Genomic DNA, 22,246 nt, shown 5'->3' on the forward strand with positions numbered 1-22,246 from the left:
AAAAGCCGGGGGGCGCCCCCCCCCCCCCCCCCCCCCGCGCCCCCCGCCCCCCCCCCCCGGGGCCCCCCCCCCCGCCCCCCCCGGCGGGGGGGGGCGGGGGGGCCCCCCCCCCCCCCGGCGCCCCCCCCCCCCGTCCCGTTTCCGTCGATCCGCAGCCCCAGACGTACCAACTCCGCGTCGGCGAGCGCGTCGAGGATGTCGGTGTCGCCCCCGCGCCAGCCCTCGGCGAGGCTGCCGGCGGTGGCGTCGGGGAGCTCGGACGCGGTCAGGGCGACCTCGTCCAGAGGCCTCAACAGAGCCCGCAGGGCGAGCAGTTCCCGCCCGTCGTCACTGGCGGCGAGCTCCTGAGCGGCCTGGGCCTGCCGGATCCAGCGCAACCGGCGAGGGAGCCAACTGCTCAGGACGAGTCCGACGGGCACGAGGAAGACGACGACGGCGCCTACGGTCACCGCGGTGCGGACGGCCACCGGGTCCCCGGTGCCTGCCGCGTCCGCGACGGTCTGCAGGGCGGCGTCGACACGGTGGCCGACCAGCGGCAGCCGGGACGGCGCGTCGAGGGACGGAGCTTCGGGTGATGGGCGGGTCAGCAGACAGGCCAACCGGTACGCGACGACGGCGGCGGCGGTCCACACTCCGGTCCACAGCAGTACCGCGCTGTCGCCGAGGAGCTGTCGGGTCCGTCTACCGGGATTCTGGGCATACCACATGGTCTGATTTGACCCCTGGTGCCCGAGTTTCGGTACCCGCCACGCCGACATGTCCCCCCGCAGCCTTGCCTGCACCGAACAGGCCTTTCCTGCCCACCCGCCCGTTGCCCCGGAGCGTTGTTCCCCACGACGCACCTGCTGTCGGCAGCGCTCGCGCGGGGTCGTGTCGGTATTTCCGCCCGGAGCACGGTTCGCGGCACTCCGGGGCCGAAGTACCCATGGGGCCACTGGACGATAGCGAGGACGGACATACCGGCGCGGCCCCGCTGCCACCGACGAACCGATGCCGCGTCGCCCACCCCCACCCAACCGCGACAGGCGCCGCAGGCATCCCCGCAGCGCCCCCGCACGGCGCCCCGCCCCGCCGGCCGCAGGCCTACGCCGCAGACATCACCCGCTCCAACGCATCAAAGTCCTCCACGCACTTCCCGCAGCCAAGCGCCACGCTGTCCAGCGGCTCATCGGCCACGAAGACAGGAATCCCGGTGGCCGAAGCCATCCGCAGATCCAGCCCCGGCAGCAACGCACCCCCGCCCGTCAGCACGATGCCGTGTTCCATGACGTCACCGGACAGCTCCGGCGGGCACTCCTCCAGCGTGGCCCGCACCGCGGCGATCACCGCCTCCACCGGCTCGTCAAGCGCGGCCCGCACCTCACGCACCGTCAGCTCCACCGTCTTCGGAAGCCCCCCGACCTTCTCCCGCCCCCGCACGGTGAACTTCCGCGACTCCAGCGATTCATCGCCAGGCACCGGCCACGCGGAGCCGATCGCGACCTTGACGTCCTCGGCGGTCCGCTCACCGATGAGCAACCCGTGCTCCTTGCGCACGAAGTTCGTGATCGACTCGTCCAGACGATCCCCGCCCACTCGGAGCGACTGCGCCGTGACGATCCCGCCCAGCGAGATCACGGCGACCTCAGTAGTCCCGCCCCCGATGTCGACCACCATCGATCCCCGCGGCTCCGCCACCGGAAGCCCCGCCCCGATCGCCGCGGCCATCGGCTCCTCCACCAGGTGCACCGCACGGGCCCCAGCCCGCTGAGCCGCATGGACGATCGCCCGCCGCTCGACCTGCGTGACACCGCTCGGCACGCACACGACCATCCGCGTACGAGGACGACGCCCCGGCACGGCCTTGCGCACGAAGTGCCTGATCATCTCCTCGGCGGCTTCGTAGTCACTGATCACGCCGTCCCGCAGGGGGCGGATCGCGGTGATGGACCCCGGAGTACGGCCGATCGTCTCCTTGGCCTCCGTACCGACGGCGAGGGCGGTCCGCGCGCCCTCCTTCATGGCGACCACGGACGGCTCGTTGAGCACGATCCCCTGCCCGCGGACGTAGAGAAGGGTGTTCGCTGTGCCGAGGTCGATACCTATGTCCATGATCGCCAAGTTTGCCCGGCGAATTCCCGGATCGTCGGGACCTAGGTCCTGAATCACCCGGGACCAAAGTCCCGACAGAGATCCCGACAGGTCCCGGCGGCAACTGTCATACCCCGTCCGTAGACTGGCGTACGTGAGTGACCTCCCCCCGCCTGACAGCGAGCATCCCGACAGCGACGACCGTTTCACCGAGATCGTCGAAGCCGAAACAGACCGCGACCCCGACCTCGCCGTGATCGAGGCGGGCAGCCGCACCCTGCGCACCCAGTCGGGCCCGCCCCAGAGCGACATCCCCTCCCGTCCCACCGACCCGGAGATCGACAAGGCGCTGCGCGAGGTCGAGACGGAGCTCGCGAGCCGCTGGGGCGAGACCAAGCTCGAGCCCTCCGTCAGCCGTATCGCCGCGCTCATGGACGTCCTGGGTGAGCCCCAGCGCGCGTACCCCTCGATCCACATCACCGGTACGAACGGCAAGACGTCCACGGCCCGCATGATCGAGGCCCTGTTCAGCGCCTTCGAGCTGCGCACCGGGCGGTACACATCGCCGCACGTCCAGTCGATCACCGAGCGGATCAGCCTGGACGGCGCCCCCATCGAGGCCGAGCGCTTCGTGGAGACGTACAACGACATCAAGCCGTACGTGGAGATGGTCGACGCCCAGCAGGAGTACAGGCTCTCCTTCTTCGAGGTGCTCACGGGCATGGCGTACGCGGCCTTCGCGGACGCCCCCGTGGACGTCGCCGTCGTAGAGGTCGGCATGGGCGGCAGCTGGGACGCGACGAACGTGATCGACGGCTCGGTCGCCGTCGTCACGCCCATCGACCTGGACCACACCGACCGCCTGGGCAACACGCCGGGCGAGATCGCCGCGGAGAAGGCCGGCATCGTCAAGCCGGACGCGACGGTGATCCTCGCCCAGCAGCCGGTGGACGCGGCGCAGGTCCTTCTTAAGAAGGCCGTGGAGGTCGACGCGACAGTGGCCCGCGAGGGCCTGGAGTTCGGCATCGTCTCCCGCAGCGTGGCGGTCGGCGGCCAGCTCCTGACCCTGCGCGGCCTCGGCGGGGAGTACGAAGAGGTCTTCCTGCCGCTGCACGGCGCGTACCAAGCACACAACGCCGCAGTGGCGCTCGCCGCGGTAGAGGCGTTCTTCGGCATCGGCTCGCAGCACGCGCGCCCGCTCGACATCGACACCATCCGCAAGGCCTTCGCCTCGGTCTCGTCGCCGGGCCGCCTCGAAGTGGTCCGCACCTCGCCCACGATCGTCCTGGACGCCGCGCACAACCCGGCGGGCGCCCGCGCCACCGCCGAGGCGGTCAGCGAGGTCTTCGACTTCAGCCGCCTGATCGGCGTGGTCGCGGCGAGCGAGGGCAAGGACATGAAGGGGCTGCTCGAAGCCTTCGAGCCGATCTTCACCGAGGTCGTCATCACGCAGAACTCAAGCCATCGTGCGATGGACGCGGACACGCTGGCCGGGATCGCCGTCGAGGTCTTCGGCGACGACCGCGTCCAGGTCGAACCGCGCCTGCCGGACGCGCTCGAAGCCGCGATCACCCTCGCCGAGGAAGAGGGCGAGTACGCGGGCGGTGGCGTCCTCGTCACCGGTTCCGTCATCACGGTCGGCGAGGCCCGACTGCTCCTGGGGAGGGGCTGACTCCTGTGCGTACGCTCTGTGCTTCGACGCTGATCGGCGAGTTCTTCGTCATCGGCTTCGCCGGTCTTGTCGCCATGAAGGACCCGGATCTGACGATGGGTACGGTCTGGACGGTGAGCGGCATCGCGATGCTGCTGACCGTCCTGCTGTGCGGAATGATCACCAGGCCCGGCGGAACGCAGCTGGGCTGGGCGCTGCAGCTCGCGCTGATCGCGAGCGGTTTCATCGTGCCGATCATGTTCTTCCTGGGGGCGGTGTTCGCCGCCCTGTGGTGGGCCTCGCTGCACTTCGGCCAGAAGATCGACGAGGCGAAGGCGAGGTTCGCGGCGCAGGCCGAGGCCGAGGCGGGGGCGTAGCGAACCAGCCCGGCAGCAGGGCCTGGCAGGGCGGGCTCCAGGGCCCGGAGGTAACGCGGTGTAGTGGGTGCCGGTATCCTGCCGGGCAACCCACATGCTCGTAGAAAAACTGCTTGGAGCCGCACATGACCCAGCGCACTCTCGTCCTGCTCAAGCCCGACACCGTCCGTCGTGGCCTGATCGGCGAGATCATCGGCCGCATCGAGCGCAAGGCGGGCTGGACGATCTCCGCGCTCGAGCTGCGCTCGCTCGACCAGGAGACGCTGGAGCAGCACTACGGCGAGCACAAGGGCAAGCCGTTCTACGAGCCGCTGGTCGACTTCATGGCCTCCGGCCCCGTCGTCGCGCTCGTCGTCGAGGGTGAGCGCGTCATCGAGGGCGTGCGCGCCCTCGCGGGTCCGACCGACCCGATCGCCGCCGCGCCCGGCTCCATCCGGGGCGACTTCGGCACCATCGTCCGGGAGAACCTGATCCACGCGTCGGACTCCGAGGACTCGGCCGAGCGCGAACTGAAGATTTTCTTCCCGGGCGTCGCCTGACCCGTCGTGAAGCCCGGCGGGCAAAGCGTTGCGTAAAGGTTTACGTAAAGACTTCTGACGCCTAGTCAGCAGGGCGCCGCCCTGAACCATCAGCAGGGCACCGCCCTGACCAGGGGTGGCCGAGAAAACCGGCCGCCCCTTGGCATATGCGCCCCCATTGGGGGAACCCGTGCCTCCGATGGCACGTCTCCAAGAGCGAGGCGGCGCATCATCTGCTGACAATGGCGAAGACCCTAGCGCCGTGTTCGTGCAGGCGAGACTACGATGTAAGCCTCCACACCACAGCGCACTCACCTCGCCTACCTATAAAGCCATCACAAGCTCCACTGGGAAGGCCAGACGCATCCTCATGGGGAACAACATGTCGTTCATCGGCCGTGACATGGCTGTCGACCTCGGGACCGCCAACACGCTGGTCTACGTCAGGGGTCGGGGGATCGTACTCAACGAGCCGTCCGTCGTCGCGATCAACACCAACACCGGTGGCATCCTCGCTGTCGGCGCCGAAGCCAAGAAGATGATCGGCCGCACTCCGGGCAACATCGTCGCCGTGCGGCCACTGAAGGACGGCGTCATCGCCGACTTCGAGATCACCGAGCGGATGCTCCGCTACTTCATCCTGAAGATCCACAAGCGGCGCTACCTCGCCCGTCCGCGTGTCGTCGTCTGTGTGCCCTCCGGCATCACAGGAGTCGAGCGCCGTGCCGTCATCGAGGCCTCGTCGCAGGCCGGTGCCCGCCAGGTGCACATCATCGAGGAGCCCATGGCGGCGGCCATCGGTTCCGGTCTGCCGGTCCACGAGGCCACGGGCAACATGGTGGTGGACATCGGCGGCGGCACCACCGAGGTCGCCGTCATCTCGCTCGGCGGAATCGTCACGGCACAGTCGATCCGGGTCGCGGGCGACGAGCTGGACAACGCGATCATCCAGCACATCAAGAAGGAGTACAGCCTTCTTCTCGGTGAGCGGACCGCCGAGCAGATCAAGATCACCATCGGTTCGGCGTACGACATGGACGCCGACGAGCACACCGAGATCCGCGGCCGGGACCTGGTCTCCGGGCTGCCCAAGACGGTCGTCATCTCCGCCGCCGAGGTCCGCAAGGCCATCGAGGAGCCGGTCAACGCGATCGTGGACGCGGTCAAGACGACCCTCGACAAGTGCCCGCCGGAGCTTTCGGGTGACGTCATGGACCGGGGCATCGTTCTCACCGGGGGCGGCGCGCTGCTGCGCGGCCTCGACGAGCGCCTGCGTCGCGAGACGGGCATGCCGATCCACATCGCCGAGGACCCGCTGGACAGCGTGGCGCTCGGCTCCGGCAAGTGCGTCGAGGAGTTCGAGGCGCTCCAGCAGGTGCTTGACGCTTCGCCGCGCAGATGATCTGACGCGAAATGGTCCGCCGTACGAGTGCCTGTCACTTCGTGCGGCGGATCGTTGATATAGAGGCAAGGCATAACAATTCCGCGGCGCCCGCAGACGCCGCGGATTCCGATTGCTTAGATTTACTCAGAGATACGCAGACTTGCCCATAATTCCAAGGATTTCCAACTGAGGAAGGCACGGCCGCCGCACGTGAGGGACACACGAGAGAGCCGGCTGCTCCTGGTGCTGCTGATCGCCATCGCGTTCGCTTTGATCACGGTGGACATCCGTGGTGGCGAGGACTCGCCGGTCGACGGTGCCCGGCAGGCCGCCGCCACGGTCTTCGGCCCGGTCGAGGACGGCGTATCGTCCGCCGTCGACCCGATCGGCAACGCCATCGGCGCGGTCAGGGACTCGGGCGACCGGCATGACCGGATCGCCGAACTCACGCGGCAGAACGCCGCGTTGAAGGCGAAGCTCGGCAGCGACGACCGCAACCACAGCCGCGTCAGGCAACTGGACAACATGCTGAAGAAGGCCGGTGCCGGGCAGTACGGCATCAAGGGCGCCGAGGTCATCGGCATAGGAGCGGCCCAGGGCTTCTCCTGGACCGTCACGATCGACGCGGGCGCCAACGACGGGCTCAAGCGCGACATGACCGTCCTGAACGGCGAGGGCCTGGTCGGCCGCGTCACCACGGTCGGCCCGAGCACCGCGACCGTCCTGCTCGCCAACGACCCCGACTTCACCGTCGGCACCCGCATGGAGAAGACCGACGAGCTGGGCTTCGCCACCGGACAGGGCGACCGCCCGCTCTCGGTGCAGATGCTCAACGGCAAGGCCAAGGTCAAGAAGGGCGACCGCCTCGTCACCTTCGGCTCGCAGGCCGACAAGCCGTTCGTGCCGGGCGTACCGGTCGGCAAGGTCGTCCGCGTCGACCCCTCCGGCGGCGACCTGACGCGCAACATCTACATCAAGCCGTACGTCGGCTTCACCAAGCTGGACATCGTCGGCGTCGTCGTAGAAGCGCCCCGTGAGGACCCGCGCGACACGGTCCTGCCTAAGAAGCCCGCCAAACCGAAGCCGACCCCGACGGTGACCGTGACGGCCACCCCGTCAGGACAGCCCCCGGCCAACGGCGTCGACAACGGCAACGACGAGCAGTAGGAGCCCCGGACCCCATGCGCTTCAACCGAATCCTGCTCTCCACCACCCTGATCGTCGTCGCCCTGGTCATCCAGGTCAGCGTCCTTGCCCGGCTCCAGCTGCCGGGCGCGGTCCCGGACCTGATGCTGCTCACGGTGCTCGGCCTCGCCCTCGTCTACGGCCATGTGGGCGGCGCCCTCATCGGCTTCGGCGCCGGTCTTCTCGCCGACCTCGCCCCGCCCGCCGACCACGCGGCTGGGCGGTACGCCCTGGTCCTGTGCATCGTCGGCTACCTCGCGGGCTTGGCCAAGCCGGAGACCGGACGGCTCAGGTCCGCCACCGGGCCGCTCGTCGTGGTCGTCGGCGCCGCCATCGGCTCGACCCTGCTGTACGCGGGCGTGGGCGCCCTCGTCGGGGACACCGCTGCCCGCCATGTGGGCCTGGGCGGGCTCCTCTTCACGGCCGCCCTGTACGACCTGCTGCTCGCGCCGTTCACCGTGCCGCTGATCATCGCGCTCGCCCGCAGAGCCGAGAACGATCCACTGGGGGAGACCTCTCCCGCCAACAAGGCCACCGACGTCTCGTCCGGCTGGCTCTCCTCAGGCACAGGACTGCGTATCGGCAATCAGCGCGGCGGCCTGCGGATGAAGGCGGCCAAGGCCCGCGTCGCGCGCGCCGGACGCATCAAGGGGGTCAAGCGCCTGTGACCGCAGCGCAGTTGGCCCCGTACCCGACCGGCCGCGCACACAGGTCGGTCGTGTACACGTACTACTCGTACACACACTGAGAGGGGGAGCAAACGCAGTGACCAATATCCCCGAGACCGGTCGGACCCCACGGGTCCAGATCCGCCTCATCGTCATCCAGATCCTCGTGCTCTCCCTCCTCCTCACCCTCGGCGGCCGACTCTGGTACCTCCAGATCCGCAACGGTGAGGAGTACGCCGAAGAGGCCTCCGGCAACCACGTCCAGCAGGTCGTCGACCCCGCCGTACGCGGCTCGATCCTCGACGCCCGCGGCGTGCCGATCGCCGACAACCAGACCCGCCTGGTCGTCTCCGCGTCCCGCACGGACCTGATGAAGATGAAGGACGACGGCAAGGCGGCCCTCGACAAGCTCGCCGAGGTCCTCGGCATGAGCGCCAAGGACGTCGCCGACAAGGTCCGCCTCTGCGACTCCAAGACCCCGCAGCCCTGCTGGAACGGCTCGCCCTACCAGCCGATCCCGATCACGGACGAGGCCACGCCCCGGCAGGCCCTCCAGATCCGCGAGCGCGCCGAGGACTTCCCCGGCATCACCGCCGAGCCCACCGCCGTACGCCGCTATGCCGCGCCCGGCAAGTCCAACACCGCCCAGGTGCTCGGCTACCTCTCGCCCGTCACGGACGGCGAGATCAACAAGGCCAAGGACACCGACTCGCCGTTCCTCCGCTCCGACCAGGTCGGCCGCTCGGGACTCGAGCGGACGTACGACGCCCAGCTGCGCGGCAAGGCGGGTGTCACCCGCTACGAGGTCGACAACCTCGGCCGTGTCATCGGCAAGGCCAAGGACGACCCGGCCGAGCCCGGCGCGAACGTCGTCACCAGCATCGACGCGCGCGTGCAGGCCCTGTCCGAGTACTGGCTGAACGACGCGATGAAGAAGGCCCGCCACGAGTTCGACAAGAACACCGGCGAGAACTACAAGGCCGACGCGGGCGCCGTCGTCGTCATGGAGAACAAGACGGGACGCGTCGTCTCCATGGCGTCCAACCCGTCCTACGACCCGAACGCCTGGGTCGGCGGCATCTCCGGCAAGGACTACGCGCAGCTCACCGGCAAGAAGTCCAACTACCCCCTCCTGAACCGCGCCATCCAGGGCCAGGCGGCCCCTGGCTCGATCTTCAAGGTCATCCCGACGGCCGCCGCGGTCAACGCGGGCTACGACTTCAACGGGCGCTACCCCTGCCCCAGCTCGTACTCCATCGGCGGCCAGACCTTCAAGAACTTCGAGTCCCAGGGCCACGGCAGCATCACCCTCGGCCAGGCGCTCGAAGTCTCCTGCGACACCGTCTTCTACAAGCTCTCGCACGACCAGTGGTCCAAGGACGGCGGCAACAGGCCGAAGAAGGACGCCAAGGACTGGTTCTACAAGACGGCTCACCAGTTCGGCCTCGGCAAGGAGACCGGCATCGACCTGCCGAACGAGGTCTCAGGCCGTGTCCCGGACCGCCAGTGGAAGAAGGACTTCTGGAAGGCCAACAAGGACGGCTGGTGCAAGCAGGGCAAGAAGGGCGGCGACTACACCGAGCAGATCGCGTACGAGAACTGCCTCGAAGGCATGAAGATGCGCGCCGGTGACTCCGTCAACTACTCCATCGGACAGGGCGACACCCTCGTCACGCCGATACAGATGGCGACGATCTACTCCGCGATCGCCAACGGCGGCACCCTGCACGACCCCACCGTCGGCAAGGCGATCGTCAGCGCCGACGGCAAGCAGGTCCAGGAGCTCAAGCCCAAGTCGCACGGCAAGCTGCCCATGAGCCAGAAGACCCGCGACGACATAGACGGTGCCCTCGCCGACGTCGCCACCAAGGGAACGGCCGCCTGGCGGTTCGGCGGCTGGCCGCAGGACAAGATCCCGATGCACGCCAAGACGGGTACGGCCGAGGTCTACGGCAAGCAGACCACCTCGTGGTTCGCGACGTACACCAAGGACTACTCGATCGTGATGACGATCTCCCAGGGCGGTACGGGTTCCGGAGCATCGGGCCCCGCCGTCCGCAAGATTTACGACGGCATCTACGGCCTGGACGACAGCGGCAAGCAGAACCTCAAGAAGGCCCTCCTGCCCCAGCCGCAGAAGAACCTGCCGAAGATCGAGACCGACGGTTCGATCGACTCCCCGAAGATCAAGCCGTACAAGCCGGAGGCCCCCAAGCCGCCGCAGGACCAGCAGGAACTGGCGGGCGCGCCCGCGAACGGGAGGCGCGACTAGTGGCCGGCAAGAGTGGCTTCTCCGTCTCCGGCTACGGGCCCGAGCGTTCCTCCATGGCCCACCTGTTCGCCCGCGACTCGCTGGTGCGCAGGCTGGACTGGCCGATACTGCTCTCGGCGCTCGCGCTCTCGGCGATCGGCTCCGCGCTCGTCTTCTCGGCGACGCGCAACCGCACCGAGCTGGTCGGCGACGACCCGTACGCCTACCTGTTCAAGCACGTCCTGAACACCGGCATCGGCATCGCCCTGATGGCGGGCACGATCTGGCTCGGCCACCGGACGCTGCGGACGGCCGTGCCGATCCTCTACGGCATCTCCGTCTTCCTCGTCCTGCTCGTCCTCACCCCGCTCGGCGCGACGATCAACGGCGCGCACGCCTGGATCGTGGTCGGCGGCGGGTTCTCCCTCCAGCCCTCCGAGTTCGTGAAGATCACGATCATCCTGGGCATGGCGATGCTGCTCGCCGCCCGCGTCGACGCGGGCGACCGGGCCCACCCCGACCAGCGCACGGTCCTACAGGCCCTCGGCCTGGCCGCCGTACCGATAATGATCGTGCTCCTCATGCCCGACCTCGGGTCGGTCATGGTGATGGCGATGATCGTGCTCGGCGTCCTCCTCGCGTCGGGCGCCTCCAACCGCTGGGTCTTCGGACTCCTCGGCACGGGCGCGGCGGGCGCGGTCGCCGTCTGGCAGCTCGGCGTCCTCGACGACTACCAGATCGCCCGCTTCGCGGCCTTCGCCAACCCCGCGCTCGACCCGGCGGGCGTCGGCTACAACACCAACCAGGCGCGCATCGCGATCGGCTCCGGCGGCCTGTCGGGCACCGGCCTCTTCAAGGGCTCGCAGACGACCGGGCAGTTCGTGCCGGAGCAGCAGACGGACTTCGTGTTCACCGTCGCGGGCGAGGAGCTCGGCTTCCTGGGCGCGGGGCTCATCCTGATCCTGCTCGGCATCCTGCTCTGGCGGGCCTGCCGCATCGCCCGCGAGACGACCGAGCTGTACGGCACGATCGTCGCGGCCGGGATCATCGCCTGGTTCGCCTTCCAGGCCTTCGAGAACATCGGCATGACGCTTGGCATCATGCCGGTGGCGGGGCTTCCACTGCCCTTCGTCTCCTACGGAGGATCATCGATGTTCGCCGTCTGGGTGGCGGTCGGGCTGCTTCAGTCGATCAAGGTGCAGCGGCCCATGTCGGCGTAGGCCGGTTCCGGGGGCTGCCCAGCGTTCCGTTTCGCGTCTAGATTCGGTTCATGGCGGAGACGAAGCGCGAGATCGAGCGTAAGTACGACGTCGGGGTGGCGGACCTGGCGCTGCCCGACCTGAGCGGTGTCGCGGGGATCGCGGATGTCGTCGACAAAGGCGTCGTCGATCTGGACGCCGTCTACTACGACACGGCCGCCCAGCTCCTGGCAGCTTCCTCGATCACCCTGCGCCGTCGCACGGGCGGCGACGACGCGGGCTGGCACCTGAAGCTGCCGGTGTCGCTCGCGCAGGGCGTGCGCGACGAGATCCGGGCGCCGCTGTCCGACTCCGTTCCGCGCGCGGTATCCGGTCTCGTACGCTCCCGGATCCGCGAGGCCGAACTCGTCCCCGCCGTACGCCTGTTGTCCGCGCGGGACCTGCGCCACCTTGTCGACGAGAAGGGCGAGTTGCTCGCCGAGTACAGCATCGACCGGGTACGGGCCGAGCGGCTCATCGAGGGCGGCGGTACCGCCGAGTGGGCCGAGATCGAGGTGGAGCTCGCGGACGGCGCGGACCCCACGCTGCTCGACAAGGTCGAGAAGAAGCTGCGCAAGGCGGGGCTGGAGCGGTCGTCTTCGACGTCGAAGCTGAGCAGGGCGCTCGTGGAGACGGCGCCGAAGGAACGTAAGGCCAAGAAGTCCGGGAAGTCCGGGAAGTCCGGGAAGAAGGGCGAGGCCTTCGCGGGCATCGACGTCCCCGTCACCGCGGGCGACCACGTCCTGGCCTACCTCCGCGCCCAGCGCGACGCGCTCATCGCCCTCGACCCCGACGTCCGCCGCGACCTGCCGGACTCCGTGCACCAGATGCGGGTCGCCACGCGACGGATGCGCAGCGCGTTCCGCTCGTACGGGAAGATCCTCGACCGCACCGTCACCGCCCCGGTCGGCGACGAGCTGAAGTGGCTCGCGGGTGAGCTGGGCATCGACCGGGACCAGGAGGTCCTGACCGAGCGGCTCACCGCCCGCATCGCCGCTGCGCCGAGGACGCTGCTCCTGGGCCCCGTCCGCGGGCGCCTGCGCATCTGGACCGTCGCCCACCGCGCGGGCTCCCGGCGCAGGACCGTCGCCGTACTCGACGGGAAGCGGTATCTGGCGCTCCTGGAGTCCGTCGACGCCCTGCTCACCGACCCGCCGCTGCGCCCGGCCGCCGCCGCACCCGCGGCCGAGGCCGAGGCCCTCCCCAAGGCCGTGCTCAAGGACTACGACCGCCTCGCCACCCGCGTCGAGCACGCCCTCGCGCTCGATCCTGGCGAGGGCCGGGACCTGGCCATGCACGAGGCCCGTAAGGCCGCCAAGCGCGCCCGGTACGCGGGCGAGGCCGCGGCACCCGCGCTCGGCAGGCCCGCCAAGCGGTTCGCCAAGCGGATGAAGGCCGTCCAGACCGTGCTCGGCGACCACCAGGACAGCGTGGTGGCCCGCGAAGCGCTGCGGAACCTGGCGATCCAGTCCCACGCGGCGGGGGAGACCGCCTTCACCTGGGGGCTTCTGTACGGCCAGGAGGAGGCGGCCGCGGCGGACCGGGAGCGGGAACTGCCGGAGGTGTGGGCCAAGGCGTCCCGGGCGAAACTGCGGTCGGCATTGGGGGGCTGACGGCCGGGGTACGCTGGATGGTCACCCCTGCCAGCCATGAGAACCTGCCGAAAGACGCTGTGATGCCTGTCGAGTCCGTCTTCCCACGACTGGAAGCGCTTCTCCCGCACGTTCAGAAGCCCATCCAGTACGTCGGCGGAGAGCTCAACTCCACCGTCAAAGACTGGGATGCGTGTGACGTCCGCTGGGCGCTCATGTACCCCGACGCGTACGAGGTCGGGCTGCCCAACCAGGGCGTCATGATCCTCTACGAGGTACTGAACGAACGTGAGGGCGTCCTCGCCGAGCGCACGTACAGCGTGTGGCCCGACCTCGAAGAGCTGATGCGGGAGCACAAGGTCCCGCAGTTCACCGTGGACAGCCACCGCCCCGTCGGCGCCTTCGACGTGTTCGGCCTCAGCTTCTCCACGGAGCTCGGGTACACGAACATGCTCACGGCCCTCGATCTGGCCGGGATTCCCCTGGAGTCAAGGAACCGCACCGTCGACGACCCGATCGTCCTCGCCGGAGGCCACGCCGCCTTCAACCCCGAGCCGATCGCGGAGTTCATCGACTGCGCGGTCATCGGCGACGGCGAGCAGGCCGTGCTCGACATGACGGCGATCATCCGCGATTGGAAGTCCGAGGGCCGCCCCGGCGGCCGCGAGGAGGTGCTGTTCCGCCTCGCGAGGACCGGCAACGTCTACGTCCCCGGGTTCTACGACGTCGAGTACCTCCCGGACGGGCGGATCGGCCGCGTCGTACCGAACAGGTCCGGTGTCCCGTGGCGCGTGTCCAAGCACACCGTCATGGACCTGGACGAGTGGCCCTACCCGAAGCAGCCCCTCGTGCCGCTCGCGGAGACCGTCCACGAGCGCATGTCCGTCGAGATCTTCCGCGGCTGCACCCGCGGCTGCCGTTTCTGCCAGGCCGGCATGATCACGCGCCCCGTACGGGAGCGAAGCATCACCGGCATCGGCGACATGGTGGAGAAGGGTCTCAAGGCGACCGGCTTCGAAGAGGTCGGCCTGCTCTCCCTGTCCTCCGCGGACCACACGGAGATCGCGGACGTCGCCAAGGGCCTCGCGGACCGGTACGAGGAAGACAAGATCGGCCTCTCCCTGCCCTCTACCCGCGTCGACGCCTTCAACATCGACCTGGCGAACGAGCTGACGAGGAACGGCCGCCGTTCGGGCCTGACCTTCGCCCCCGAGGGCGGCAGCGAGCGGATGCGCAAGGTCATCAACAAGATGGTCTCCGAAGAGGACCTGATCCGCACCGTCGCGACGGCGTACGGCAACGGCTGGCGCCAGGTCAAGCTGTACTTCATGCTCGGCCTGCCCACTGAGACCGACGAGGACGTCCTGCAGATCGCGGACATGGCGGCGAACGTCATCGCCAAGGGCCGCGAGGTCGCGGGCAACGACATCCGCTGCACGGTCTCCATCGGCGGCTTCGTACCGAAGCCGCACACGCCGTTCCAGTGGGCCCCGCAGCTGTCGGCCGAGGAGACGGACTCCCGCCTCACGAAGCTGCGCGACAAGATCCGCGGCGACAAGAAGTACGGCCGCTCCATCGGCTTCCGCTACCACGACGGCAAGCCCGGCATCGTCGAGGGCCTGCTCTCACGCGGGGACCGCCGCATCGGCTCCGTCATCCGCGCGGTGTACGAGGACGGCGGCCGTTTCGACGGCTGGCGCGAGTACTTCAGCTATGACCGCTGGATGGCCTGCGCCGAGAAGACGCTGCCCGACTTCGGCGTGGACGTCGACTGGTACACGACGCGTGAGCGCACGTACGAAGAAGTCCTGCCCTGGGACCACCTGGACTCCGGTCTCGACAAGGACTGGCTCTGGGACGACTGGCAGGACTCGCTCGACGAGACCGAGGTCGAGGACTGCCGCTGGACCCCTTGCTTCGACTGCGGCGTCTGCCCGCAGATGCAGACGGAGATCCAGATCGGCCCGACCGGCAAGAAGCTGCTTCCTTTGTCGGTAGTGAAGTAAGTGACGCACCCCGAGCCGGTGGACGGGGCGAGTGGTCCTCAACTCGCCCTGCCCACCGGCCTCGTGCGTCTCTCCTTCGTCGCGGCGATGGAGGAGTTCCGCGCCGAGGGGCGGGGCGGCGATGACGACGACACGACGCTCGGCCGCACTCTGCGCGACTACGGAGACAAGTGGCACGACCCGGCGGTCTTCGAGCGCTACGTCGCCGAGGTCCGCGCCGCCGAGCACCCTGCCGAGCCGCTGTCCGTCCCCGTGACGACCCTCTGGTACGCGGACGGCACCGACTACTTCGGCCGCCTGGCCATCCGGCACAGCGTCGCCACGCGCTTCCTGCGCGAGTACGGCGGCCACATCGGCTACGACGTGCGCCCCACGGCCCGCCGCCGGGGGCACGCCACGGCGATGCTGATCGGCTGTCTGCCGTACGCCCGCGAACTGGGCCTGGATTCGGTCCTGGTGACCTGCGACACCGACAACACCGGTTCGCGCAAGGTGATCGAGGCGGCGGGCGGCGTCTTCGAGGACGAGCGAGGCGGAAAGCTGCGCTACTGGATCCGAACCGACACCTGACCGACCGAACCGGCACCCGCGAACGAAGCGTCTAGGACGGCATGGATCTGGAAAAGCGGCCCTCGCCCCCGCAGCAAGCCGAGCAGGCACCGCCGCAGGCTCAGGCCGAGGGCTGCCTCGCGGTGGCCATCCGCATTCCGGTGCGGATCGTCGCCCTGGTGATCGTCGTCCCGATCCGCCTTCTGTGGGACGCGATCGCCGCCTGCGGGCGCTTCCTGTACCTCACGACGCTGCGCCCGGTGGGGCGCGCGTTCGCCTGGCTGGGGCGGACGCTGATCGTGACACCCCTGGAGTGGCTGAACGAGTACGTCTTCACTCCGGTCGGGCGCGGTGTCGGCACGGCCACGGTGTGGCTGCTCAAGGCGGTGTTCGTGTGGCCGTGGGTGGGGTTTTGGCGGTACGTGGTGGTGCCGTGCGGGCGTGGGCTCGCGTGGCTGGGGCGGGTGCTGATCGTGGTGCCCGCCGGGTGGCTGTACGCGTCGGTCCTCACGCCCATCGGGCACGGGATCGGCTGGCTGTGCAGGGGCGTTGGGCTCGGCATCGGCTGGCTGTGCAGGGGAGTCGGGCACGGCATCGGCTGGCTGGGGCGGACGCTCTTCGTGATCCCGGCCCGCTGGCTGTACGCGTCGGTGCTTACCCCGCTCGGGCACGCGATCGCCTGGCTTGCGAGGGCGGTCGCTGCCGGGGCGGCGCTCGCCGGGCGCGGTGTCGGCACGGCCACGGTGTGGCTGCTCAAGGCGGTGTTCGTGTGGCCGTGGGTGGGGCTTTGGCGGTACGTGGTGGTGCCGTGCGGGCGTGGGCTCGCGTGGCTGGGGCGGGTGCTGATCGTGGTGCCCGCCGGGTGGCTGTACGCGTCGGTCCTCACGCCCATCGGGCACGGGATCGGCTGGCTGTGCAGGGGAGTCGGGCACGGGATCGGCTGGCTGTGCAGGGGCGTTGGGCTCGGCATCGGCTGGCTGGGGCGGACGCTCTTCGTGATCCCGGCCCGCTGGCTGTACGCGTCGGTGCTTACCCCGCTCGGGCACGCGATCGGCTGGCTGGGGCGGGGGATCGGTGCCGGGTTCCGATGGCTCGGCAGGGGGATCGCCTGGGCCGGGTCGGGTATCGCTGCCGGGATCGGCCTGCTGCTGCGGGGGATCGGGACGGTGCTCGGCGCCCTGGGGCGCTGGATCTTCGTCGTGCCCGCCGTCGCCGTGTGGCGCTGGGTGTTCGTGCCGATCGGGCGCGGAATCGCTGTCGTCGCGCGTGAGATCGGCGACGCGCTTGGGCACGCGTGGCGGGTCGCGGGACATGTGTCGCGGGCCGTGTGGCGCTTCTTGGGCCGCCTCCTGCGGTGGATCTTCGTCGATCCGGTGCGCTGGGTGTACCGCTCGGTCCTCACGCCCGTCGGGCACGCCGTGCGTGACGGGGTCTGGCGGCCCGCCGCACGGGCCGTGAAGGAAGCGCGCCGCGTCACCCGGCAGACACTGGCAGCCGCCCGCCAGAGCGTCCGGGAGGCACGGGCCGACGTGCGGCGCATGTTGTTCGGGGCGCCGAAGCAACAGGTCCCTGTGGGGGCCGACCCGCGGGAGCCCGTGCCGGTGCCGGTGGCCCGGCGGGAACCGGACACGGCTGGGACACGTACTGTAGGTAGCAGTACGACCGCACTCACGAAGGACTAGACCACTGGGCAAGCGACAGCCCGAAGGCCCGCCGCCCGCTCCCGCGGTGCAGCGCATCCGACTGCGCTACACCAAGCGCGGCCGCCTCCGGTTCACCAGCCACCGTGACTTCCAGCGCGCCTTCGAGCGGGCGCTGCGCCGCGCCGATGTGCCCATGGCGTACTCGGCGGGGTTCACCCCGCACCCGAAGGTGTCGTACGCCAATGCCGCCCCCACCGGCACGGGCAGTGAGGCCGAGTACCTGGAGATCGCGCTCACCGAGCAGCGCGACCCCGACAAGCTGCGCGAGCTGCTCAACGAGTCGATGCCGACCGGCCTCGACATCGTGGACGCCGTCGAGTCCCGCACCTCAGGGCTCGCCGACCGGCTCACCGGGTCCGTCTGGGAGCTGCGCCTCGTCGGCGTGGAGCCCGCGGACGCGGAGCGTGCCGCCGAGGCCTTCCGGGCCGCGGAGAGCGTCGAGGTCCAACGCCGCGCGAAGAACGGAATGCGGACGTTCGACGCCCGCGCCGCCGTCGTGAGCCTGGAGGCGATCGCGCTCGACCAGGCACTCACGCACGACGCTGATAGGCCGACGGACCAGCCCTGTGCGATACTGCGGCTGGTTGTTCGGCACGTGACACCTGCTGTACGACCCGACGACGTTCTGTCCGGACTCCGAGCTGTGGCCGACCTGGCGCCGCCGGTCGCCGCAGCGGTGACCAGGCTGGCGCAGGGGCTGCTCGACGACGAGACCGGCACGGTGACCGACCCGCTCGCGCCCGACCGCGAGGCTGCCACGGCCCCACTTGAGAACCAAGGGGCCGCCGCAGCCGCCGCGAAGGTGCCGGCGCAAGAAGGTCCCGCGTAGCGCACGTCGTAGCGCCGCCCTTGTACTCGGGAGCCACCTGGGTCGGGCAGCGCACTGACCGAGACTTTCGCCAGGCCGTCCGCATTTGGGCGTACGGAACCGGCGAGACAGACACATAGAGCTCCCGTGCGGCGCCCACGCCCCCGGATGGCGGCCCCGCGTAGCTGAGCGAGGGCCGCGGACATCACCGGACCAGGCGCGGCGCCCGGGAGCGTGACGGGAGAACCGCCCGGATGCTTGAGCCGAACGAACCCACTGAGGGCTCGGACAACAACAACTCACCCAGCGACACCTTGCCGCCGCGCCGCAGGCGCCGCGCCGCGTCGCGTCCAGCGGGCCCGCCCGTGGGTGCCACCGAGGGGGCGGCACCGGCCATACCGGCCGCCCCCGCCTCCGAAGAGCCCGCAGAGGCCGCCGCTCCGCAGCCGGAACCGGCCGAGGAAGCCGCTCCTGCCCCGCGTGCGCGCCGCAGGGCCACCCGCCGCGCCTCGGCTCCCGCCGGTGCTCCGCAGGGCGCTGAGGCCCCCTCGGAGGCTCCTGCCGCCGAGCCCGTCGCGGCCGAGGCCACGGCTGATGCCGAGCCCGCCGAGAACGCTCCCGCCCCGCGTCGCCGCCGCGCGACCCGCCGCGCCTCCGCCCCCGCCGGTGCGCCGCAGGGCGCCGAAGCCGCCGTGGAGGCGCCTGTGGCCGCCGAGCCCGCCGCCGAAGAGCCCGCCGCCGCGCCCGAGGCGCAGCCGGAGTCCGGTGACGCTGCCCCGCGCCGCGCCCGCCGCCGTGCGACCCGTGGTTCTTCCGCTCCCGCCCCTGAGGCGCAGGCCGCGGAGCCGACGCCCGCCGCCGAGGCTCCCAAGGCCGCCGAGCCCAAGGCCGCCGAGCCCAAGGCCGCCGAGCCCGAGGCTGCGCCCGCCGAGGAGGACGCCCCCCGTGGGCGCCGTCCGCGCCGTGCCACCCGCAAGGCCGCCGCCGGCTTCTCGGCGCCCGCCCCGACGCGGGCCCGCAAGGCGCGCGCCGCCGAGGCCGACGACGACTCCGGCAGGCCCGCGCGGCCCGCCGTCGCCGTGTTCCAGGCGCCGGTGTTCGCCGCGCCGATGTTCCAGACCCCCGAGAGCGCCGCCGCTGCCGCCGCTGCCGCCGAGGTCGCCGACGAGCCCGCCGAAGAGGTCGAGGCCGAGGTCGAGCCCGTCGCCGCCGCACCGGTGGTGGAGGAGGAGACCGGAGGGCGCCGTCGCCGCAACCGCCGCCGGGCCGCTGAGGAGCAGCCCGCCGCCGAGCCCGCGAAGAGCGCTCCCAAGGCTGCTCCGAAGGCCGCTCCGCAGGCCGTGGAGGAGCCCGTCGAAGCCGAAGAGGCCGAGGACAGCGACACCGACAACGACGAGTCCGACGACTCCGGTGAGCGGCACGGCCGCCGTCGCCGTCGTGGTGGCCGTCGCCGCCGCCGCGGTGAGTCCGCCGACGACTCCGGCGACCAGCAGGACTCGGACGCCGAATCCGACACGGACGCCGCCGCCGAGTCAGGCGACGAAGCCGAAGACACCGACGCCGCGGCCGAGCAGGCCGATGAAGACGCCGATGACAACGGCTCGGGTGCCGGTTCGAGCAGCAGCCGTCGCCGTCGCCGCCGCCGTCGCCGTGCCGGTGACTCCGGCGAGGGCGAGAACACCGCGGACGGCGACCCGGAGCGCACGGTCGTCAAGGTCCGTGAGCCGCGCAAGAAGGAAGAGCGCGAGCTGGGCACCGGCGTCGACGAGGTCACGTCCATCAAGGGCTCGACCCGCCTCGAGGCCAAGAAGCAGCGCCGCCGCGAAGGCCGCGAGCAGGGCCGCCGCCGCGTCCCGATCATCACCGAGGCCGAGTTCCTCGCGCGCCGCGAGGCCGTCGAGCGCGTGATGGTCGTCCGCCAGAACGGCGAGCGCACCCAGATCGGCGTCCTCGAGGACAACGTGCTCGTCGAGCACTACGTCAACAAGGAGCAGGCCACCTCGTACGTCGGCAACGTCTACCTGGGCAAGGTCCAGAACGTGCTGCCGTCCATGGAGGCCGCCTTCATCGACATCGGCAAGGGCCGCAACGCCGTCCTGTACGCCGGTGAGGTCAACTTCGAGGCGCTCGGGATGGCCAACGGCCCCCGTCGCATCGAGTCCGCGCTCAAGTCAGGACAGTCGGTCCTCGTGCAGGTCACGAAGGACCCGATCGGCCACAAGGGCGCCCGCCTGACCAGCCAGGTCTCGCTGCCCGGCCGTTACCTGGTCTACGTGCCCGAGGGCTCGATGACCGGTATCAGCCGCAAGCTGCCCGACACCGAGCGCGCGCGTCTGAAGACCATCCTCAAGAAGATCGTCCCCGAGGACGCGGGCGTCATCGTGCGCACCGCCGCCGAGGGCGCGAGCGAGGACGAGCTGCGCCGAGACGTCGAGCGTCTGCAGCAGCAGTGGGAAGAGATCCAGAAGAAGGCGAAGAACGGCGGCGCCGCGCCGACGCTGCTCTACGGCGAGCCGGACATGACCGTCCGTGTCGTCCGCGACATCTTCAACGAGGACTTCTCCAAGGTCATCGTCAGCGGTGACGAGGCCTGGGAGACCATCCACGGATACGTCGCCCATGTCGCCCCCGACCTGGCCGACCGCCTGAACCGCTGGACCTCCGAGGTCGACGTCTTCGCGACGTACCGCATCGACGAGCAGCTGATGAAGGCGCTCGACCGCAAGGTCTGGCTGCCCAGCGGTGGCTCGCTGGTGATCGACAAGACCGAGGCGATGATCGTCGTCGACGTCAACACCGGCAAGTTCACCGGGCAGGGCGGCAACCTCGAAGAGACCGTGACGAGGAACAACCTCGAAGCGGCCGAAGAGATCGTGCGCCAGCTGCGCCTGCGTGACCTCGGTGGCATCGTCGTCATCGACTTCATCGACATGGTGCTCGAGTCCAACCGGGACCTGGTCCTGCGTCGCCTGCTCGAATGCCTGGGCCGCGACCGTACGAAGCACCAGGTGGCCGAGGTCACCTCGCTGGGTCTCGTCCAGATGACCCGTAAGCGCGTCGGCCAGGGCCTCCTGGAGTCCTTCTCCGAGACCTGCGTCCACTGCAACGGCCGTGGCGTGATCGTGCACATGGAGCAGCCGACCTCCGTCGGTGGCGGTGGCAAGCGCAAGAAGCGCGGGCGCGGCGGCTCGGAGCAGGGTCACGAGCACACGCACGAGCACGAGACGGCCGACGAGGTCGAGACCGAGGCCGAGGTCGCGGCGGAGGCAGCGACCCCGGTGGCGCTCCCCGAGCCCGAGTTCGTGCCCGACGAGGAGCTGTACAGCAGCGCCTCCGAGGCCGAGTCCGCCGCGTCCCGTGGTGGCCGCTCGCGTCGTCGGGCGACCCGTCGGGCTTCGGCTCCGGCCGGCGCCCCGAAGGCGGAGACCGCGCCCAAGGCGGAGAAGCGTTCCAGGCGTGGCGCCAAGGCCGAGGCTCCTGAGGCCGAGGCCGCTCAGACCCCGGCTGCTGAGGTCGAGGCCCCGCAGGCCCCGGTTGTCGAGGCTCTGGTTGTCGAGGCTCCGGTCGTCGAGGCGGCTCCCGAGGCGCCTGTGGACGACGCCGCTCCGAAGGGACGTACGCGCCGTCGTGCGACCCGCAAGGCGACGTCGCCCGCCGGTTCGCCGAAGGCCGCCGAGAGTGCCGAGCCGGAAGCCGCCGCGGTGATCGTCACCGAGGCGCCCAAGGCGGAGCCCGTCGCGGAGCCGGTCGTCGCCGAGCCGGTGGCCGAGGCCCCCGCTGCCGACGCCGCCCCGGCCCGTCCGCGCCGCCGTGCGGTCCGCAAGGCCACCGCGCCGACCACGTCGGAGGATGCGGCCGTCCTGGTCGTCCCGTCGGCGGAGAAGGCCACGGAGGCCCCGGAGAAGGCCACGGAGAAGCCCGAGGCGGACGCCGAGGAAGCCGCTCCGGCCAAGAAGACGGCGCGTAAGGCCGCTGCCAAGAAGGCGCCCGCGAAGAAGGCCGCGGCCACCAAGAAGACCGCGGCCAAGAAGACGGCCGCAAAGAAGACGACGGCCAAGAAGGCGTCGAAGACGACGAAGAAGACCACCGCGGCGGAGCAGGCGCCCTCGGGCGTCAACGCCTCCGCGGGCGACGAGAGCTGACGCTCTCCTTCGTAGTCCGTCTGTACGACAGGGTGCCCCCGGCACGGCGATTCAGCCGAGCCGGGGGCACCCGGTCGTACAGACGGGTGAAGTACCTGTAAAAC

At 70.4% G+C, this 22,246-nt stretch carries 15 protein-coding genes; 14 read left to right on the forward strand and 1 reads right to left on the reverse strand.

Annotation, left to right across the window (positions count from 1 at the left end; all coding sequences use genetic code 11):
* Positions 1–1,083: 1,083 nt before the first annotated feature.
* A complete protein-coding gene (locus ACGFSB_RS01985) occupies positions 1,084–2,091 on the reverse strand; it encodes a rod shape-determining protein (protein ID WP_393392617.1) in 1,008 nt (335 codons plus the stop codon).
* 133 nt (positions 2,092–2,224) lie between these two features.
* Between ACGFSB_RS01985 and ACGFSB_RS01990 the strand changes: the two genes are divergently transcribed.
* From ACGFSB_RS01990 to ACGFSB_RS02055, 14 genes are all read left to right on the forward strand, one after another.
* Positions 2,225–3,742, forward strand: coding sequence for a bifunctional folylpolyglutamate synthase/dihydrofolate synthase (locus ACGFSB_RS01990; RefSeq protein WP_393392620.1), 1,518 nt, complete (start codon positions 2,225–2,227; stop codon positions 3,740–3,742).
* 5 nt (positions 3,743–3,747) lie between these two features.
* The gene (locus ACGFSB_RS01995) at positions 3,748–4,098 is read left to right on the forward strand and encodes a DUF4233 domain-containing protein (RefSeq protein ID WP_393392622.1); all 351 of its coding nucleotides are present in this window, start codon (positions 3,748–3,750) and stop codon (positions 4,096–4,098) included.
* Between the two features lie 125 nt (positions 4,099–4,223).
* A complete protein-coding gene (gene ndk / locus ACGFSB_RS02000) occupies positions 4,224–4,637 on the forward strand; it encodes a nucleoside-diphosphate kinase (RefSeq protein ID WP_393392624.1) in 414 nt (137 codons plus the stop codon).
* A 361-nt stretch (positions 4,638–4,998) separates the two neighbouring features.
* Positions 4,999–6,018, forward strand: a complete 1,020-nt coding sequence (locus ACGFSB_RS02005; protein ID WP_160505014.1) for a rod shape-determining protein — start codon at positions 4,999–5,001, stop codon at positions 6,016–6,018.
* A gap of 192 nt (positions 6,019–6,210) precedes the next feature.
* Complete coding sequence (mreC, locus tag ACGFSB_RS02010; protein WP_393392627.1) at positions 6,211–7,167, forward strand: rod shape-determining protein MreC; 957 nt, start codon at positions 6,211–6,213, stop codon at positions 7,165–7,167.
* Positions 7,168–7,181: 14 nt separating this feature from the next.
* Positions 7,182–7,853: a rod shape-determining protein MreD gene (gene mreD / locus ACGFSB_RS02015; protein ID WP_393392630.1), complete on the forward strand. Its 672-nt coding sequence runs from the start codon at positions 7,182–7,184 to the stop codon at positions 7,851–7,853.
* A 97-nt stretch (positions 7,854–7,950) separates the two neighbouring features.
* Positions 7,951–10,125: a penicillin-binding protein 2 gene (gene mrdA, locus ACGFSB_RS02020; RefSeq protein WP_393392632.1), complete on the forward strand. Its 2,175-nt coding sequence runs from the start codon at positions 7,951–7,953 to the stop codon at positions 10,123–10,125.
* A gap of 53 nt (positions 10,126–10,178) precedes the next feature.
* Positions 10,179–11,324, forward strand: a complete 1,146-nt coding sequence (rodA, locus tag ACGFSB_RS02025) for a rod shape-determining protein RodA (RefSeq protein ID WP_393393776.1) — start codon at positions 10,179–10,181, stop codon at positions 11,322–11,324.
* Between the two features lie 50 nt (positions 11,325–11,374).
* Positions 11,375–12,955 (forward strand): CHAD domain-containing protein, encoded by a 1,581-nt coding sequence (locus ACGFSB_RS02030; protein WP_393392635.1) that lies wholly within the window; start codon positions 11,375–11,377, stop codon positions 12,953–12,955.
* A 62-nt stretch (positions 12,956–13,017) separates the two neighbouring features.
* A complete protein-coding gene (locus tag ACGFSB_RS02035) occupies positions 13,018–14,940 on the forward strand; it encodes a TIGR03960 family B12-binding radical SAM protein (protein ID WP_393392637.1) in 1,923 nt (640 codons plus the stop codon).
* A gap of 87 nt (positions 14,941–15,027) precedes the next feature.
* The gene (locus tag ACGFSB_RS02040; RefSeq protein WP_393393779.1) at positions 15,028–15,510 is read left to right on the forward strand and encodes a GNAT family N-acetyltransferase; all 483 of its coding nucleotides are present in this window, start codon (positions 15,028–15,030) and stop codon (positions 15,508–15,510) included.
* A 41-nt stretch (positions 15,511–15,551) separates the two neighbouring features.
* Complete coding sequence (locus ACGFSB_RS02045; RefSeq protein WP_393392640.1) at positions 15,552–17,171, forward strand: hypothetical protein; 1,620 nt, start codon at positions 15,552–15,554, stop codon at positions 17,169–17,171.
* 46 nt (positions 17,172–17,217) lie between these two features.
* Positions 17,218–18,021 (forward strand): TIGR03936 family radical SAM-associated protein, encoded by an 804-nt coding sequence (locus ACGFSB_RS02050; RefSeq protein ID WP_393392643.1) that lies wholly within the window; start codon positions 17,218–17,220, stop codon positions 18,019–18,021.
* A gap of 233 nt (positions 18,022–18,254) precedes the next feature.
* Positions 18,255–22,142 (forward strand): ribonuclease E/G, encoded by a 3,888-nt coding sequence (locus ACGFSB_RS02055; RefSeq protein WP_393392646.1) that lies wholly within the window; start codon positions 18,255–18,257, stop codon positions 22,140–22,142.
* Positions 22,143–22,246: the final 104 nt, after the last annotated feature.

It is taken from the genome of Streptomyces sp. NPDC048441, assembly GCF_043200235.1.
Lineage (GTDB): Bacteria > Actinomycetota > Actinomycetes > Streptomycetales > Streptomycetaceae > Streptomyces.

What these genes read in the sequence shown, in the direction of transcription:
- ACGFSB_RS01985 (WP_393392617.1), bottom strand. Translation starts at nt 2,091, where the DNA reads ATGGACATAGGTATCGACCTCGGCACAGCGAACACCCTTCTCTACGTC.
- ndk (WP_393392624.1), top strand. Translation starts at nt 4,224, where the DNA reads ATGACCCAGCGCACTCTCGTCCTGCTCAAGCCCGACACCGTCCGTCGT.
- ACGFSB_RS02005 (WP_160505014.1), top strand. Translation starts at nt 4,999, where the DNA reads ATGTCGTTCATCGGCCGTGACATGGCTGTCGACCTCGGGACCGCCAAC.
- mreD (WP_393392630.1), top strand. Translation starts at nt 7,182, where the DNA reads ATGCGCTTCAACCGAATCCTGCTCTCCACCACCCTGATCGTCGTCGCC.
- rodA (WP_393393776.1), top strand. Translation starts at nt 10,179, where the DNA reads ATGGCCCACCTGTTCGCCCGCGACTCGCTGGTGCGCAGGCTGGACTGG.
- ACGFSB_RS02030 (WP_393392635.1), top strand. Translation starts at nt 11,375, where the DNA reads ATGGCGGAGACGAAGCGCGAGATCGAGCGTAAGTACGACGTCGGGGTG.
- ACGFSB_RS02035 (WP_393392637.1), top strand. Translation starts at nt 13,018, where the DNA reads ATGCCTGTCGAGTCCGTCTTCCCACGACTGGAAGCGCTTCTCCCGCAC.
- ACGFSB_RS02040 (WP_393393779.1), top strand. Translation starts at nt 15,028, where the DNA reads ATGGAGGAGTTCCGCGCCGAGGGGCGGGGCGGCGATGACGACGACACG.
- ACGFSB_RS02045 (WP_393392640.1), top strand. Translation starts at nt 15,552, where the DNA reads ATGGATCTGGAAAAGCGGCCCTCGCCCCCGCAGCAAGCCGAGCAGGCA.
- ACGFSB_RS02055 (WP_393392646.1), top strand. Translation starts at nt 18,255, where the DNA reads ATGCTTGAGCCGAACGAACCCACTGAGGGCTCGGACAACAACAACTCA.